The sequence below is a fragment of the Thioclava sp. GXIMD4215 genome (assembly GCF_045291555.1).
GTDB lineage: Bacteria > Pseudomonadota > Alphaproteobacteria > Rhodobacterales > Rhodobacteraceae > Thioclava > Thioclava litoralis.
Map to the genome: position 1 here is coordinate 1,083,815 of NZ_CP149515.1, position 17,478 is coordinate 1,101,292.

General features: G+C 55.7%; 12 protein-coding genes, 3 tRNA genes and 3 rRNA genes. 7 read left to right on the top strand and 11 right to left on the bottom strand.

The window, feature by feature from the left end:
* Positions 1-89: 89 nt before the first annotated feature.
* Together WDB86_RS05245 and WDB86_RS05250 are read left to right on the top strand one after the other, a co-directional pair.
* Entirely contained in the window at positions 90-1,463 is a 1,374-nt protein-coding gene (locus WDB86_RS05245; RefSeq protein ID WP_406736819.1) for a hypothetical protein, read from the top strand.
* 203 nt (positions 1,464-1,666) lie between these two features.
* Positions 1,667-2,473 (top strand): hypothetical protein, encoded by an 807-nt coding sequence (locus WDB86_RS05250; protein ID WP_406736820.1) that lies wholly within the window; start codon positions 1,667-1,669, stop codon positions 2,471-2,473.
* 190 nt (positions 2,474-2,663) lie between these two features.
* On the opposite strand, the gene WDB86_RS05255 is transcribed toward WDB86_RS05250, so the two are convergent.
* The 6 genes from WDB86_RS05255 to WDB86_RS05280 form a co-directional block, all read right to left on the bottom strand.
* Positions 2,664-2,740 (bottom strand) — tRNA-Met (locus WDB86_RS05255).
* Positions 2,741-2,800: 60 nt separating this feature from the next.
* Positions 2,801-2,915: ribosomal RNA gene (gene rrf / locus WDB86_RS05260) — 5S ribosomal RNA — on the bottom strand.
* A 77-nt stretch (positions 2,916-2,992) separates the two neighbouring features.
* Positions 2,993-5,823: ribosomal RNA gene (locus WDB86_RS05265) — 23S ribosomal RNA — on the bottom strand.
* 286 nt (positions 5,824-6,109) lie between these two features.
* Positions 6,110-6,185, bottom strand: a tRNA-Ala gene (locus WDB86_RS05270).
* A gap of 15 nt (positions 6,186-6,200) precedes the next feature.
* Positions 6,201-6,277: transfer RNA gene (locus WDB86_RS05275), tRNA-Ile, on the bottom strand.
* Positions 6,278-6,421: 144 nt separating this feature from the next.
* Positions 6,422-7,889: ribosomal RNA gene (locus WDB86_RS05280) — 16S ribosomal RNA — on the bottom strand.
* Together the 16S, 23S and 5S rRNA genes with 3 tRNA genes alongside form the textbook arrangement of a ribosomal RNA operon.
* 108 nt (positions 7,890-7,997) lie before the next feature.
* On the opposite strand from WDB86_RS05280, the gene WDB86_RS05285 reads away from it, so the two are divergent.
* The gene (locus WDB86_RS05285; protein ID WP_341485891.1) at positions 7,998-8,363 is read left to right on the top strand and encodes a hypothetical protein; all 366 of its coding nucleotides are present in this window, start codon (positions 7,998-8,000) and stop codon (positions 8,361-8,363) included.
* Positions 8,364-8,569: 206 nt separating this feature from the next.
* Here the strand turns inward: WDB86_RS05285 and pssA are convergent, their stop codons facing one another.
* The 4 genes from pssA to WDB86_RS05305 form a co-directional block, all read right to left on the bottom strand.
* Entirely contained in the window at positions 8,570-9,292 is a 723-nt protein-coding gene (gene pssA / locus WDB86_RS05290; RefSeq protein ID WP_339106980.1) for a CDP-diacylglycerol--serine O-phosphatidyltransferase, read from the bottom strand.
* 10 nt (positions 9,293-9,302) lie between these two features.
* On the bottom strand, positions 9,303-10,001 hold the full coding sequence (locus WDB86_RS05295; protein ID WP_339106979.1) for a phosphatidylserine decarboxylase: 699 nt from the start codon (positions 9,999-10,001) through the stop codon (positions 9,303-9,305).
* A gap of 209 nt (positions 10,002-10,210) precedes the next feature.
* Positions 10,211-11,146: a methyltransferase domain-containing protein gene (locus tag WDB86_RS05300; RefSeq protein ID WP_339106978.1), complete on the bottom strand. Its 936-nt coding sequence runs from the start codon at positions 11,144-11,146 to the stop codon at positions 10,211-10,213.
* 114 nt (positions 11,147-11,260) lie between these two features.
* Positions 11,261-11,491, bottom strand: a complete 231-nt coding sequence (locus WDB86_RS05305) for a sulfurtransferase TusA family protein (RefSeq protein WP_406720540.1) — start codon at positions 11,489-11,491, stop codon at positions 11,261-11,263.
* A gap of 133 nt (positions 11,492-11,624) precedes the next feature.
* Between WDB86_RS05305 and WDB86_RS05310 the strand changes: the two genes are divergently transcribed.
* From WDB86_RS05310 to WDB86_RS05325, 4 genes are all read left to right on the top strand, one after another.
* The gene (locus WDB86_RS05310) at positions 11,625-12,383 is read left to right on the top strand and encodes a cytochrome c biogenesis protein CcdA (protein ID WP_339106976.1); all 759 of its coding nucleotides are present in this window, start codon (positions 11,625-11,627) and stop codon (positions 12,381-12,383) included.
* A 228-nt stretch (positions 12,384-12,611) separates the two neighbouring features.
* Positions 12,612-13,073, top strand: coding sequence for a 50S ribosomal protein L13 (rplM, locus tag WDB86_RS05315; RefSeq protein WP_339106975.1), 462 nt, complete (start codon positions 12,612-12,614; stop codon positions 13,071-13,073).
* A gap of 2 nt (positions 13,074-13,075) precedes the next feature.
* Complete coding sequence (rpsI, locus tag WDB86_RS05320) at positions 13,076-13,570, top strand: 30S ribosomal protein S9 (protein ID WP_339106974.1); 495 nt, start codon at positions 13,076-13,078, stop codon at positions 13,568-13,570.
* Positions 13,571-14,137: 567 nt separating this feature from the next.
* Positions 14,138-16,891 (top strand): Rne/Rng family ribonuclease, encoded by a 2,754-nt coding sequence (locus tag WDB86_RS05325; protein WP_406736821.1) that lies wholly within the window; start codon positions 14,138-14,140, stop codon positions 16,889-16,891.
* 149 nt (positions 16,892-17,040) lie between these two features.
* On the opposite strand, the gene WDB86_RS05330 is transcribed toward WDB86_RS05325, so the two are convergent.
* Entirely contained in the window at positions 17,041-17,427 is a 387-nt protein-coding gene (locus WDB86_RS05330; RefSeq protein ID WP_339106972.1) for a hypothetical protein, read from the bottom strand.
* Positions 17,428-17,478: the final 51 nt, after the last annotated feature.

Sequence of the window (17,478 nt, forward strand, 5' to 3'; positions counted from 1 at the left end):
TTAAAGTGGATGACTGAATCTGTCTTCTAAGAAAACAGATTTCCTTATACTTTTTGCTCAATCAATTCTCATTCGAATACGGTGTTCAATTGTCGCAGCCAGTCAATCTACAGAAAGCCTATGACAACGCAGAAGCTCTGCGCGAGCTCGAAATTCCAGCAAGTTCACAGCTACCGTTTGACTTGGTACTTGGGAGGCACAAGCAGACGACTAAGCTACTGGCGAACTCCGGCTCAGATATCACCACTAGTGGTGCCAACAAATGGTACGAATATTCGTTTTCTGAACCAGTCTTTTTAAATGAAATATCCATCTCAGAAGAAAACTACGCGAGCTATAACGAGTTCGAATTTCGCTGGCGGCTAGCAACAGGTGAAGAGGTAAGTACGAAACTTTCTAAGGATAGCGGTAAGAACTACCGAGCGCCTATAAACCAACTAGTTAGCCAAGTGTCATTTCGACCACCTAAAAAATGGTGGGCCGAGGTCAAAATTAATCGCGTTACGCTTATCGGGTTTCCGCAACACGAGTTACACAACTTTATCGAGCTGGTTTCGAATCTTGAGGACTACCAAACGAAAATTATTGCCGATGTAGACGCGGCGATCAAAAATGCAGAGCAAGCAAATAAACGGCTGACAGCGGTAGAGAGTGAGCGCGATGCCCGCTTGGCCGAAATAACTTCTGCGGATCAGAGTATTAAAGATCTCACAGCCAAGATCGGGGGACTGACCGAGCAACGGCAGAACTTGCTAGACGAGATTACTAAGCGAGAGGAGCTGATTTCTACGCTAGATAAAAGGCGGAGCGAAGTTCATGAGCAGATCACAGAGCGAGAGGTCGTACGAGAAGGGCTTGTAAAAAAGATTGCGGAATTGAAGCAAGAGCTCCGCGATCTGCAAGATGATGTGAACATGTTCCCTACCGAAATTAGTGCCTTTGTCACTCAAGGCGGAAAAAGCGTAACAACATACGGAAAGCTAGCAGCGGTCCCTATTCTGCTTATGGTAGTGGTAACATCTTTACTCGTATTCAATGCTGCGAATTTGACAACTGTATTTGACGAAGACGATAAAGCAAAAATCTGGTCCATTTTGGTCACCAGACTCCCTTACGTTTTCATCGCAACCGCGATCATTACTGCGAGCTATAAGCTTGTTCGCCTGTTCGTTGGCGAAATTATGCGGATTAACCAGCAACGTTTGAACCTGTCGAAAATTAGCATCATAGCGACGGATACCTCAAACGCCTCGCAAAAAGGTCTAACCGGTCTTTCAGATCGCGATATCTATGAGTTGCGCACCGATCTGAAAATGCAGCTTTTGCGTGATCACCTGAAAGAATACATATCCAAAGATTTCAAGTATCAGCAGAAGTCAAAATTCGAGATGCCTAACTTTTCCAGGAAGCAAAAAGACGTGGAAGACGAAATTAAAGCAGGAGATAATCCCGGAGAAGAGTAGCACATGAGGCTTCTCTACAGATTGCGGGGTTGCTTCTAATAAGCCAAGACTATCATCTAAACTTGCGTTTAGTGCCTCTGCTTAAGCTGCTCCCAAGTTTAAAAATTCGAGAAACTTTACTAAGTTCCCCCCCAATATTGTTGTGCTCAAGTAAAGTCTCTTGGGGCTAAGCCATCTGATATGCGAGGTGATGTGCATTTCTCATGAAGATATTGAATATGCCAAACTGGTTGAAGCTTACGCTCGCGTTCCTCGCAGGAAACTTCTTTCAGCCGATTATAGAAGAATTTGGGCGCCAAACCTTTGTCGCCACAAAATATGACGCAGTTCCAAAGATTGAACACTGCATTCCAGTGGCTTCGGCTAAGGTAGTCGTTCGTGGGGAGGATGGACAAGTCCTAGAAGTTAATCCCACAACTTTCTTTAATGAAACAACGGTCTTGATCGACAATACCACCGAAGAAGCGATCTCTGATTTTCGCGTGACAATCATTCCCTTTGGAAGCATCAATCAGAATCCCATACCGATGTACTCGTCTGTTGTGACGTCATCGATTGCCTATGCAGACTCCATACAAGCAACGTTTGATGATTCAGTTATTACGCTAGAAATGCCGATCTTCCCAAAAAACACCCAAATTGCTGTTAGGAACATTCTGAACGAGCCCGTTAGCTATTACGTCGAAATGTCGTCTTCAGAAGAGCGGTACCAACTGGAGCTCAATCCAAGTTGTGATAGTGAAGAATATATGACTTTTCTACCAGTGCCAGTGCAGGAGAAGTTCTCGGACTTCTGCTCGCCGAGCGACAAAGACGCTTCGTTTGCTTGCAAATCCCCAACCGCACAAATCGAAATATCAGATGAGATGCGGGAGAATGACAATATTACTTTGGAACTAGTAGTGAACAGAACGGACGGTCGCGAAGCAGAATATGAAAGCATGCGTCAAGACACCCTGTCGCGTGATCTCAATGGCGCTATAGCGCTCATAAACGCCTTATTTTACTGACCCTTCCGGCTTCTTCCGGGTTGTTCTGGCCTCTTCCGGTATCACTGAAGATATCTGTGTCCCTCTACAACTTGGGACGAAGAACAGCAGCATCATGAGCTGGATGTATCGGGCAAGCTGTTGGAGATGCTTATAAAAGCAAAGCCCGCCGGAGAGGCGGGCTATGTGTCGAACTCTCGTTCGCTAAATTTGGTTGCGGGAGTAGGATTTGAACCTACGACCTTCAGGTTATGAGCCTGACGAGCTACCGGGCTGCTCCATCCCGCGTTATTTGTGTCTGATTTGGGGGGTGTTATCGTTATAGAGATGAATGACGCTCTTTATTAGGTTTGGCGGTGACCTACTCTCCCACGTCTTGAGACGCAGTACCATTGGCGTGTTGGCCCTTAACGGCCGGGTTCGGAATGGGACCGGGTGTATAGCCAGCGCTATGACCACCAAACCGAATAAAGAGCGTCCAAGTCAAGTTGTGTTGTATGCATGATTTTGATCTGCAGGAGTGTCTGTCTACTACTGGATCAAATCAAGCCAATCGGGCAATTAGTACTGGTCAACTGAATGCATTGCTGCACTTACATCTCCAGCCTATCGACGTGGTGGTCTTCCACGGCCCTCAAGGGATACCTAGTTTTGAAGGGGGCTTCCCGCTTAGATGCTTTCAGCGGTTATCCTGTCCGGACATAGCTACCCAGCACTACCGTTGGCACGATAACTGGTCCACCAGTGGTCCGTTCACCCCGGTCCTCTCGTACTAGGGGCAACTCTTCTCAAGTATCCTACACCCACGGCAGATAGGGACCGAACTGTCTCACGACGTTCTAAACCCAGCTCACGTACCTCTTTAAACGGCGAACAGCCGTACCCTTGGGACCTGCTCCAGCCCCAGGATGAGATGAGCCGACATCGAGGTGCCAAACGGTGCCGTCGATATGGACTCTTGGGCACCATCAGCCTGTTATCCCCAGAGTACCTTTTATCCGTTGAGCGATGGCCCTCCCACTTGGGACCACCGGATCACTATGGCCGACTTTCGTCTCTGCTCGACTTGTCAGTCTCGCAGTCAGGCAGGCTTTTGCCATTGCACTCAACGACCGATTTCCGACCGGTCTGAGCCCACCTTCGCGCGCCTCCGTTACTCTTTGGGAGGCGACCGCCCCAGTCAAACTACCCGCCACACAGGGTCCCGGATCCGGATAACGGACCGCGGTTAGACATCAAGAGTGCGAAGGGTGGTATCTCAAGGATGCCTCCACCGGAACTGGCGTTCTGGTTTCAAAGGCTACCACCTATCCTGCACATCACAATCCTGATGCCAGTGTGAAGCTGTAGTAAAGGTTCATGGGGTCTTTCCGTCTAACCGCGGGTAGTGTGCATCTTGACACACAGTTCAATTTCGCTGAGTCCACGTTTGAGACAGCGGGGAGATCGTTACGCCATTCGTGCAGGTCGGAACTTACCCGACAAGGAATTTCGCTACCTTAGGACCGTTATAGTTACGGCCGCCGTTTACCGGGGCTTCAATTCAGAGCTTGCACCCCTCCTTTTAACCTTCCGGCACCGGGCAGGCGTCAGACTGTATACGTCGCCTTACGGCTTCGCACAGCCCTGTGTTTTAAGTAAACAGTCGCCACCCCCTAGTTTGTGCCCCCCACCACTAGTTGCCTAGCGATGGGGCCTCCTTCTCGCGAACTTACGGAGGCATTTTGCCGAGTTCCTTAAACGTGGTTCTCTCAAGCGCCTTGGTATTCTCTACCAGTCCACCTGTGTCGGTTTCGGGTACGGTCTTATAGAGAGGCTATTTCCAGGGACCTGTAGGCTGCCCACACAATCCGATAAGTGTGAACAACGGTTCAGATCCGTCACCATCTCACGGCCCAGGAATATTAACCTGGTTCCCATCGACTACGCCTTTCGGCCTCGCCTTAGGGGCCGGCTTACCCTGCTCAGATTAGCTTTAAGCAGGAACCCTTGGACTTTCGGCGACAGGGTCTCTCACCCTGTTTGTCGCTACTCATGTCAACATTCTCACTTCTGATCACTCCACCGGATGCCTTACAGCCCGGCTTCACAGTCAGAACATTGCCTCCAATCTTCCCTAAGGAAGTAAGGAGGCAGCGTTCTATATCACAGAACGCTCCGCTACCACGCACTTCACAGTGCATCCAAAGCTTCGGCTCGTGGCTTGAGCCCCGTTACATCTTCGCCGCAGGACCTCTTGACTAGACCAGTGAGCTGTTACGCTATCTTTAAAGGATGGCTGCTTCTAAGCCAACCTCCTGGTTGTTTTGGAAGTCCCACATGCTTTCCCACTTAGCCACGAATTGGGGGCCTTAGCTGTTGGTCAGGGTTGTTTCCCTCTCCACGACGGACGTTAGCACCCGCCGTGTGTCTGCCGATCAGTTCTTCCCGGTATTCGGAGTTTGCTTAGACTCAGTAAGGCTGTGGGCCCCCATCATCCATGCAGTGCTCTACCCCCGGGAGAATACAATCGACGCGCTACCTAAATAGCTTTCGCGGAGAACCAGCTATCTCCGAGTTTGATTGGCCTTTCACCCCTAGCCACACGTCATCCGGACCCTTTTCAACGGGTGTCGGTTCGGACCTCCAGTTGGTGTTACCCAACCTTCATCCTGCACATGGCTAGATCACTCGGTTTCGGGTCTGATCCCACGAACTCGTCGCCCTTTTAAGACTCGCTTTCGCTGCGCCTACACCTATCGGCTTAAGCTTGCTCGTAAGACCAAGTCGTTGACCCATTATACAAAAGGTACGCCGTCAGAGCTCGAGGCTCCTCCGACTGCTTGTAGGCGTCCGGTTTCAGAAACTGTTTCACTCCCCTCGTCGGGGTGCTTTTCACCTTTCCCTCACGGTACTGGTTCGCTATCGGTCAGTAAGGAGTACTTAGCCTTCGAAGGTGGTCCTCCGATCTTCAGACAGGATTTCACGTGTCCCGCCCTACTTAATACGTCCCGTTGAGCTTCGTATACGGGGCTATCACCCATATTGCTGGACATTCCAGACCATTCTACTCACTCTCAAGGCTCGGCTGGTCCGCGTTCGCTCGCCACTACTAGCGGAGTATCATATTGATTTCCTTTCCTCCGGGTACTTAGATGTTTCAGTTCCCCGGGTTCGCTCTTAAAACCCTATGTATTCAGGTAATAAGTCCCTGGTTATGTCGGTTGTAAATTACCAAGGTAATTACAACAAACATTCAGGTGGGTTTCCCCATTCGGAGATCCATGGATCAAAGCTTATTCTCAGCTCCCCATAGCTTATCGCAGAGTATCACGTCCTTCATCGCCTCTTACTGCCAAGGCATCCACCAAACGCCCTTCTCGCGCTTGATTTGATCCAGAAGAAGATAGACTTCTTCCTGTATCAAAAGCATGCATACTATTCCCGCTGATGATCTATGATCATCAACATTGGTTAGTGTACTTGACTTGAACAACATCGCTGCTTGCAGATCGAACTGCTGTCACCCGTACTTGGGCAACCCGCGATGCTGATGTTTAATTTCATCTCTATATACGATATCAAACCGTCCAATCGGACGAGCAAACCGTTCATCACTTGAACGCCTTGCTGATCTGATTGGATCAATTTCATCTTTGGTTTTGTCATCGGAAGTTATGGTGGAGCCTAGGAGGATCGAACTCCTGACCTCCTGAATGCAAATCAGGCGCTCTCCCAGCTGAGCTAAGGCCCCATAAACTGTGGAAAGTGGTGGGTCGAGGAGGACTTGAACCTCCGACCTCACGCTTATCAGGCGTGCGCTCTAACCACCTGAGCTACCGACCCATTCCTGGACCGAAGCCCTTGGCATTTTTCCGATTACTGAAGAGATATGAGGACGGCCTGGCCGTATATGTTTGAGGCTCTGACTGAGCCTCATGCTAAGTGTTTCACGAGCAAGGCAAGCCAAGCTACTAGAAACATCCTTAGAAAGGAGGTGATCCAGCCGCAGGTTCCCCTACGGCTACCTTGTTACGACTTCACCCCAGTCGCTGAGCCTACCGTGGTCCGCTGCCTCCATTGCTGGTTGGCGCACGGCCGTCGGGTAGACCCAACTCCCATGGTGTGACGGGCGGTGTGTACAAGGCCCGGGAACGTATTCACCGCGTCATGCTGTTACGCGATTACTAGCGATTCCGACTTCATGGGGTCGAGTTGCAGACCCCAATCCGAACTGAGACGACTTTTTGGGATTAGCCCATTGTCATCGCCATTGTAGCACGTGTGTAGCCCAACCCGTAAGGGCCATGAGGACTTGACGTCATCCACACCTTCCTCCGACTTATCATCGGCAGTTTCCCTAGAGTGCCCAGCCGAACTGCTGGCAACTAAGGACGTGGGTTGCGCTCGTTGCCGGACTTAACCGAACATCTCACGACACGAGCTGACGACAGCCATGCAGCACCTGTCACTGATCCAGCCGAACTGAAGGAAAGTGTCTCCACTAACCGCGATCAGGATGTCAAGGGTTGGTAAGGTTCTGCGCGTTGCTTCGAATTAAACCACATGCTCCACCGCTTGTGCGGGCCCCCGTCAATTCCTTTGAGTTTTAATCTTGCGACCGTACTCCCCAGGCGGAATGCTTAATCCGTTAGGTGTGTCACCGACAAGCATGCTTGCCGACGACTGGCATTCATCGTTTACAGTGTGGACTACCAGGGTATCTAATCCTGTTTGCTCCCCACACTTTCGCACCTCAGCGTCAGTATCGAGCCAGTGAGCCGCCTTCGCCACTGGTGTTCCTCCGAATATCTACGAATTTCACCTCTACACTCGGAATTCCACTCACCTCTCTCGAACTCAAGACTAGCAGTATTAAAGGCAGTTCCAAGGTTGAGCCCTGGGATTTCACCTCTAACTTACTAATCCGCCTACGTGCGCTTTACGCCCAGTAATTCCGAACAACGCTAGCCCCCTCCGTATTACCGCGGCTGCTGGCACGGAGTTAGCCGGGGCTTCTTCTGCTGGTACCGTCATTATCTTCCCAGCTGAAAGAGCTTTACAACCCTAAGGCCTTCATCGCTCACGCGGCATGGCTAGATCAGGCTTGCGCCCATTGTCTAAGATTCCCCACTGCTGCCTCCCGTAGGAGTCTGGGCCGTGTCTCAGTCCCAGTGTTGCTGATCATCCTCTCAAACCAGCTATGGATCGTAGGCTTGGTAGGCCATTACCCCACCAACTACCTAATCCAACGCGGGCCGATCCTTTGCCGATAAATCTTTCCCCCGAAGGGCACATACGGTATTAAACCCAGTTTCCCGGGACTATTCCGTAGCAAAGGGTACGTTCCCACGCGTTACTAACCCGTCCGCCGCTAGATCCGAAGATCTCGCTCGACTTGCATGTGTTAGGCCTGCCGCCAGCGTTCGTTCTGAGCCAGGATCAAACTCTCAAGTTGAAAGCGATTTACATCGCTAACCTTGACGCATGAACCTTCGCACATCGTCTATCCAATTGGATAAACGCTTTCTGCTTACCGTTCTCACTTGCGTGAAACCGACAAACAGTGAAGCTGACACTCACATCATCGAGCCGAAACCCTAGTGAGCCGATATGCAAACGATCATTTAGTCGATCATCGACCAAACCGCCCGCATATCTCTTCAGTAAAACCATCAATGTCAAAGAGCCGAAGACAAAAATTACCAGCAGCACCCAATCCTCAGGTGCTAACCGCCAACCTAATCTTCCGAATTTCTATCGCTTCAACCGCTTCAAACCGTCTCTTTCGATCCCGTCTGCCGCGGCTTCCGCGCCCCGCTGCGTCGTCTGCCGCTGCGGTGAAGCGGTATTTACGGAGAACACCCACAACCCGCAACCCCTTTTTTCACAAAAACATGCCAAAAACCAAAAAAATCAACTAACCAACTGAAATTAAAGTATATATTTCGAACAGTTTTATGCCCGTTTTTTAGCCCGACATCGCCAGCCCTACCATTTTCCGAAGAACAGGCCTGAAATCCGCCGAATCCTGGCCGAGTCAGGTGTGCTCCCTTCCCTTTCTGCCCCTCCAAAACACGACAGGCCCGCCAATATATGGCGGGCCTGTCTTTTGCATGGGGCATGGAAAGGACGGTTCTAGAACAGACGTCCCTTTTCGCGGAAGATCGGCGGCACCAGAAGCGCCACATAAATACAGCCGCAAATAACCATCAGCAGCCAGAAGCGTGTGAAAATCATCCCCATCATCACAACCATCGCCATGAAGAGGAAGATCGTCAGCCCTTTAGGGATGCGCATCGCCTTCGGAGAAATCGTCTTGATCCGCGAGATCATCAACAAGCCGACGATGCCGACCCAGATTGCTACCATGATCGGGGCCTGACGCGCATCCGCGATACCGGAAAGCGTAATAAAGACCGGCATAAGGCAGAGCCCCGCCCCCGCCGGCGCAGGTACGCCGGTGAAATGGCGCATGGAATCCGGCTCCGAGCGCATGACATTGAACCGTGCAAGGCGCAGACACCCTGCCCCCGCAAAGGCCAGCACGAAGACCCAGCCCAGCGAATTGGTCTCGCCCAGAGCGAATTGATAGACCAGCAGCGCAGGCGCCACGCCAAAGCACAGGAAATCGGACAGGCTGTCGAGCTCGGCCCCGAATTCGGACGTGGCGCGCAGCCGGCGTGCCAGCAGACCATCCATTCCGTCGATCACGGCCGAAAGCACGATCAGGATCACGGCCGTCTCGAACTTGCCCGTCATGGTAAACCGGATCGAGGTCAGCCCGAGGCACATCCCCGAAATCGTCACCAGATTGGGGATCAGCTGCAGAAAGGGCAACCTGTCTTCACGTTCGGCCATCAGTCTCTCCTTAACGCTGGCCGCCCAGACGCGGCTCTTCTGCGGATGCCAGATCAGCTAGCACGGTTTCGCCCGCAATCATCGTCTGACCGATCACAACCTGCGGCGAGACACCTTCGGGCAGGTAGATATCGAGGCGCGACCCGAACCGGATCAGGCCGAAGCGCTCGCCGGTCAGCAACGCCTGCCCTTCCTTGACTTCACACAGGATACGGCGCGCCACGAGACCCGCGATCTGCACCACACCGTAGGACCGACCGTCGGGCATCTGCACCGCCAGGCCGTTGCGCTCGTTCTCCGAACTCGCCTTGTCAAGAGAGGCATTCAGGAACTTGCCCGGGTGATAGGCGATACGGGTAATCTTGCCCTCGTGCGGCAAGCGGTTCACATGGCAGTTGAAGACACTCATGAAGACGGAAATCCGCGTGAGCGGCAGATCACCAAGCCCCAGCTCGACCGGCGGCACAGCCGGCTCCAGCAGAGAAACGATCCCGTCGGCGGGCGATACCATCAGCCCGTCGCGCACCGGCGTCACACGCTCGGGGTCGCGGAAGAAATAGTAGCACCAGACCGTCAGCCCAACCCCGATCCAGCCCAGAGGCTCGCAGATCAGGAAAAGGACCACAGTCACAGCCGCGAAGATCGCAACGAATTTGCGCCCCTCGCGGTGCATCGGCTTGATAAAGGTAGAAAGCATGGAGACGGACATGATGGCCCTTTCTTGTGTTTTTCCGACAGCTAGGAAAATCCGGGCGAATTTGCAAACCGTATCATGCAACCTATCACACGGGGACCGGATCGCCCAGTCTCCGATCCGGCGAACGAGCGGGGCGCATGGACGGCCCAGAACAGCGCCACCGCGTCGTTGCGCGCCCTACACCGCTTTCGGTCGCGGCGACGGGGCATCCGGAGGCACAGTTACAGACATAGGGCGCGCATATCCGTTTCCTGCTGCGGAGATGTATCGGCACGACGCTGCGCCTGCACGATCAGGCCTTCGATAGGTGCCCCCCGATCCATCCGCAACCAGTCCGTGGTGATCGCCGCCTCGAAACCTGCCAGATCCAGCAACTCCGCCAGATGATGGCGCGAATGTGCGTAGCGGCGCGACGGGCGCAGGATATAGGCCTCGGGGCCGTCATGCAGCTCAACCGTAAAGGCAAACCGCCCGCCCGGACGAATCGCGGCCGACACCCAGCCGATAATCTGTTCCAGCGCCCCGATATAGGCAAAGACATCGGCGGCGGTGATCAGATCCCAGCGGCTCTCTTCGGGCATAAGGGCGGAAAGGTCGCGCTTTTCGAGCGCGTGGTAACAGGCCTTGGCCCCGGCCTCGCGCAGCATTTCGGAGGAGATATCCCAGCCTTCGAGCCAGCCGCTTTTCGCAGCCAGTTCACGCCCCATCAGCCCTGTGCCACATCCCAGATCCAGCACCCGCTCGTACTGGCCTTGCAGGTCGCGGGCCAAAAGGGCGGGCGCGCGATAGTCGAGCTTGCTCAGCAGCGACTCCTCGAAGCCGGAGGCATATTGATCGAACAATGCCTCGACAAAGGCTGTCGGCATGGCATCGGAAAGCGAACGCGGATGCAGCAGATCCAGCCTGAGGCTTGCCCCAAGACGGTCTTCCGGATCCAGCTCCAGCACCTTCTCGAAAGCGGCCTCGGCCAGATCAAGGCCCGCATCGGCGCGGATTTCCCCCAGACGGAACCAGCCTGCAGCCCAGCGGGGCGCCCGTTCCAGCGCCTGCTGGTAAAGCTCTGCGGCAGCGGCCGGATCGGACGGCAGGTAGGATTCGGCATAATCTGCGCGGCGATCGGCCAGAAGATCGCCCGACGTCATTACAAGCGGTATCATGTCGGAAAAATCGCTCTATAGACGGAGTCACGGCTCCGCAATCGCGCTTTATGCCAGCCAGGATATAAGTCAATATGGTTCGGCAAACCACAGATCATATCCGCGCGAGAGCGGTTATTTGCGCCGCACCAGATAGGCCAGAACCCCGTCGCGCTCTTCCGCCGAGATCATCTCGTGACCGGTCTGTGCGCAGAAATGCGGCACATCGACCCAAGAGGCACGATCAGTCGCCTCCAACAGCGCCACCGCCCCCGAAGGCAACCCTTCAAGCACCTTGCGCAAGCGCAGAACCGGCAAGGGGCACAACAAGCCCTTGGCATCTATCCATGTGGTATCGTCTTTCATGGGCGGCACAATGCGCAAGCTTGGCCCCCTTGTCCACTCGGAAGAGAACAGGCGAGGACAAAACATCATCCGCGCCGCATACCGCGCGAAAACGGGAAGTGACCCGCGCCGATTTCTATAGTATGGCCAAACCATGTTAGATGCACAGCTTGTCCTCGATGCCGCCTTCCTCCCTGCCCTGCTGATTGCGGTGCTCGCCGGAATATTGTCTTTCCTCAGCCCCTGCGTATTGCCGATCGTCCCCCCCTATCTGGCCTTCATGGGCGGGGTCTCGGTGTCGGACATGCAGGGCGGCACCTCGAAAGCACGTGGCAAGGTGGTGCTGGCGGCGGTCTTCTTCGTGCTCGGGCTGTCTACTGTGTTCTTGCTGATGGGGATTTCCGCCTCGGCGCTCGGACGCGCGCTTGGCCCCTATCAGGACTGGCTCACAAAAGCGGCTGCGGTGATCATCATGATCTTCGGCGCCCATTTCATCGGTATCTTCCGGATCGGCTTCATGGACCGCGAGGCGCGCTTCAATACCGGCGATACCGGCGGATCGGCTTTGGGGGCCTATGTGCTGGGGCTGGCCTTCGCCTTCGGCTGGACCCCCTGCCTCGGCCCGATCCTCGGAGCCATCCTCAGCGTTGCCGCCTCGGGCAATGATATCGGGCGCGGCGTCGGACTTCTGGCAGCCTATGCCATAGGCCTTGGCATTCCCTTCCTGCTGGTGGCCGCCTTTTTCCCGAGCCTGCAAGGCGTCATGCGCTGGATGAAGCGCCACATGGGCCGGATCGAAAAAATCTCGGGCCTGTTGCTATGGACGGTCGGGCTGATGATGCTGACCGGACAGTTCACCGATTTCAGCTACTGGCTTCTGGACACTTTCCCCGGCCTCGCGGCGATCGGCTGAAAGAACAAGGCGCGGCCCCCCGCGCCTTTTTTGATGGCCCGGCCCTTTTCTGCGCCACGGATTCTGCCCCAGACCACCAAAAGCCTTCGAATTCATGGGGTATTTAAATACCTAAATTGCAAGCCATTGTAATGTATGTATTTCATCAAGATAAAGAGGCTTGATTTTGATTTGAAGATCGTGGAAAAGCCCCCAATCTGAATTCACAACCCGTCAAGGGACGATCTTATGAACACCTATACCGCAAAACCGGCGGAGATCGAAAAGAAGTGGATCCTGATCGACGCTGAAGGCGTCGTTCTGGGCCGCCTTGCTTCGATCGTCGCAATGCGTCTGCGTGGCAAGCACAAAGCCACCTTCACGCCGCACATGGACATGGGCGACAATGTCATCATCATCAACGCCGACAAGGTGCAGATGACTGGCAAGAAGCGCGATGACAAAACCTACTACTGGCACACGAACCACCCGGGCGGGATCAAATCGCGCACCGCGCGTCAGATCCTCGAGGGCAACCACCCCGAGCGCGTCGTGATCAAAGCCGTAGAGCGTATGATCTCGCGTAACCGTCTGGGCCGCGCCCAGATGTCGAACCTGCGCGTCTATGCCGGTGCTGAGCACCCGCATGAAGCACAGTCGCCCGAAGTTCTCGACGTCAAGTCGCTGAACAAAAAGAACACCCGGAGCTAATCATGGCTGAAGAACTCAAATCCCTCGACGATCTGAAGTCGGCCGTATCGGGCGTTGAAGCTGCTGGCGAAACCACCGTTTCGATCAACCGCGAGCCCGTCCGTGACGCACAAGGCCGCTCCTACGCGACCGGCAAGCGTAAAGACGCAGTTGCCCGCGTGTGGGTCAAGCCGGGCACCGGCAAGATCACCGTGAACGGCAAAGAGATGAAGGCTTACTTCGCTCGCCCCGTTCTGCAGCTGATCGTGAACCAGCCCTTCGGTGTTGCTGGCGTTGAAGGCGAATTCGACGTTTACGCGACTGTTGTTGGCGGTGGTCTGTCGGGCCAAGCAGGTGCCGTGAAGCACGGTATCTCGAAAGCTCTGCAAGTCTACGAACCGGCACTGCGTCCGGCTCTGAAAGCTGCCGGCTTCCTGACCCGCGACTCGCGTGTTGTTGAACGTAAGAAATTCGGTAAGCGCAAAGCACGCCGTTCGTTCCAGTTCTCGAAGCGCTAATCTTCGCGAATATCCAATTCCGGAAAGGGCCTGCCATCGTGCGGGCCCTTTTCTATTGCGACACTCCCACCGCGAGAAACTGCCCGATTTATCGCCTTTAGCGGCATTGCCGATACTTTCTCACAACCGGGTAAGCCCTTGTTAACCATTCGTTGACGAAAAACAGATTGTGTTTTCCACAAGGCACCGTCTATTGTTGTTTTTATGTTGGTGTTCTGTCACGTCACGTGATCCCACCCACGGATTTCGCTGAATTCCGGCCGGTAAGGTCCGCGCGTCACTCGCGCGACCCCGTCCAGGATCAACCGATTGGCCGCAAGGCCGCACGCCACGCCGGGCAACCCCCTTAGGGAAGAACGGCATCAGTTTGGGCGCGGACCACAAGTCCTACCCCGCCTTTAGGATGAAACGCGATGACGCGACCGGATGGACCAAGGAAGATGTCGGGCAGGCTCTACGCCGCCGCCTTCCCTCTGGCGACGTGCGCTCTCGCCACAGAAACAGACCACAAAGCACAGTCGCCTGGCCTTGCCACGGCGCGCCGTTCTTTGCGGGAAAGCAGGATAAATGGCAAAGAAAATGCTCATCGATGCCACACACGCGGAAGAAACCCGCGTGGTGGTTGTGGACGGGAATAAAGTCGAAGAGTTCGATTTTGAGACGATAAACAAGCGCCAGCTTGCCGGAAATATCTATCTGGCAAAAGTGACGCGGGTCGAGCCTTCGCTACAGGCCGCCTTTGTGGATTACGGTGGAAACCGTCACGGGTTCTTGGCTTTCGCCGAGATCCACCCTGATTATTACCAGATCCCCACGGCAGATCGCGAAGCGCTTCTGGCGGAAGAGCGCGCCCTTGCGCAATCCGACGAGGACGAAGAAGAAAAACCGGCGCGCACGCGTCGTCGTCGCCGTTCGTCGCGCAGCGATGCTGCTGAAACGCAGCCTGCACAGGCCGAGGCGACCGCAGCAGACGAGACCCTGCGTTCGGAAGATATTCCCGGCATGGGCGTGGCCGATCCGTCAGAGGACAACCTCCATATCGAGGATCACGACACCCCCCAATCCGACGACGCCCCCCATGATGCGGCCGACGAGCAGGAAGACGACCACGGCTCGGAAAGCGATCATGACGATGACGACATCGAATCCGTCGCCGAAGAGGATGTGAGCGAAGAGATCCGCCGCCCGCGCAAGCCCCGCGCGCGCCGCTTCAAGATCCAAGAGGTCATCAAGGTCCGCCAGATCATGCTGGTGCAGGTGGTGAAGGAAGAGCGCGGCAACAAGGGGGCGGCACTGACCACCTATCTGTCGCTTGCTGGCCGCTACTGCGTGCTGATGCCCAATACCGCCCGCGGTGGTGGCATCTCGCGCAAGATCACCAATGCCGCCGACCGCAAGAAGCTGAAGGATATCGCCTCGGAACTCTCCGTTCCGCAGGGCGCGGGTCTGATCATCCGCACGGCAGGCTCGCAACGCACCAAGACCGAGATCCGCCGCGATTACGAATATCTTATCCGTATGTGGCAGCAGATCCGCGAACTCACGATGAAGTCGGTCGCCCCCGCCCCGATCTATGAGGAAGGCGATCTGATCAAGCGCTCGATCCGCGACCTTTACTCGAAGGATATCGACGAGGTGCTGGTTGAAGGCGAGCGCGGCTATCGTGCGGCCAAAGACTTCATGCGGATGATCATGCCGTCCCATGCAAAGAACGTGCAGCATTATGCCGAGGCGCTGCCGCTTTTCGCGCGCTATCAGGTCGAGGGCTATCTGGCCTCGATGTTCAACCCCGTGGTGCAGCTGAAATCCGGAGGCTATCTGGTGATCGGCGTGACCGAGGCACTGGTGGCAATCGACGTGAACTCGGGCCGTGCGACCAAAGAGGGCTCCATCGAGGAGACCGCGCTGAAAACCAACCTCGAGGCCGCCGACGAGGTGGCCCGTCAGGTACGCCTGCGCGACCTTGCTGGCCTCATCGTCATCGACTTCATCGATATGGACGAGCGCAAGAACAACACCGCCGTTGAGAAACGGATGAAGGACAAGCTCAAGACCGACCGTGCCCGCATTCAGGTCGGCCGCATCTCGGGCTTCGGTCTGATGGAAATGTCGCGCCAGCGTCTGCGTCCGGGGATGATCGAATCCACCACGCAGCCCTGCCCGCATTGCCACGGCACCGGCCTCATCCGCTCGGATGACAGCATGGCGCTGCAGGTCCTGCGTGCGATCGAGGAAGAAGCCACCCGCAAGCGCGCCCGCGAGGTTCTGGTGCGCGTGCCTGTTGCCGTGGCCAACTTCCTGATCAACCAGAAGCGCGAACATATCGCCCTGATCGAGTCGCGCTACGGGCTTTCTGTCCGTATCGAGGCCGATCCGACGCTGGTCTCGCCCGATTACGTGATCGAGAAATTCAAAACCGCAACCCGTGTGGTGCCCGAAGCGGTGTCCAATGTGGTTCATGCCAGTGCAGAGTTCATGAGCGAGCTTGAAGAGCTGGATGCGGCCTTGGATGCGGAGATCGTCGAGGAAGACGAAGACGAGGCGCCCGAGGCTGCCACGGAAACGTCGACCGATGAAGGCCCGAAGAAGAAGAAGCGCCGCCGTCGTCGCCGTCGGAAATCGGGTGCGGATCAGCTCAATGATGAGGCTGAGACCGAATCTGACGAAGAGGACAGCGCCCCTGCGGCTGAGGCAGAGCCGGACGTCGCCGCAGAAGACGCCGAAGGCGAGGCCACGGCACCGGAAGCTGCAGAAGAGGCCCCCAAGCCCAAACGCAGCCGGTCACGGTCGCGCCGCAAGCCCAAAGCCGAGGCTGAGGCTGAGGCTGAGGCTGAGGCTGAGGCTGAGACCAACGCCGAAGCGGGTGACAATGCGGCAGACACCACTGCCGAAGCCGAAACTGCGCCCGAGGCCACCGCGGAAGCAGAAGATACGCCCAAGCCCAAGCGCAGCCGGTCCCGCGCGCGTCGTTCGAAAAAGGACGAGACGCTCGCTGTCGAGGCTGAGGTTGAGGCTGTTGCAGCTCCGGCTTCCGGGACTGTTGCAGATACGGCCCCCGCAGCGGATGCGGTAGCCTCTGCTCCGGAAGCCGATGCAGGTCTGGCAGAAATCGCCTCCCCTGCGGCACCGGTTGCCGAAGCCCCCGCCGCAGAGGCACCGGTTGCAGAGGCACCGGTTGCCGAGGCAGCGGTTGGCGAGGTCATCACGGCACAGGCGCCGGTCGCAGAACGCGCGAAGGAAAGCACAGCCGAACCCGAAGCCGCGCAGGCGGAAGAGGATAACGCGCCCAAACGCCGGGGCTGGTGGAACGTCGGCAACTAAGCCCCCAAAGACTGCCAAAGGGCCTGAAGCATCCCTGCTTCAGGCCCTTTTTCAATGGCAGCCAAGTGCGCCATGCCGGCCAGCAACGGTCCAGAATGCGGGGCTGCGACAGCCCCCTCGGCGGCATTGCAGACCGCCGTCGCAAAAACCTATTTGACGGCCCCGAGCCCGCGATCCTCTGCCGCCCCATCAAGCATATGCGTCATCTCTTCCACGCGCTCGAACCGTCCTTCGGGATCGCGCGTTGCAAACAGATAGACCTCCTGCACCACCTGATGCCCGTCGCGCTTGGTGGCGGAGACGATATGGCGGTCGGCATAGTTCAGGCCATCACTCACCTCGTCCAAAACCTCGATTTCCGCCGAGGCGACAAGCTCGCGAAGCTTCTGGACATGGAGACGGAACCCCTCCCGGTCGTCCCAGACCCCATTGGTGCGCTGGCGATAGTTAGGGCTGAAATGACGGTCCAGCACTGCGTCAAGCGGCAGGTCCTGACGGTTCAGAAGATCGTCCAAAGCCGTTTTGATATCTGTCATTTTTCCTCGCACGATAAACCCCTTCAGAGGTTTGCGGGCAAACCGCCCCCC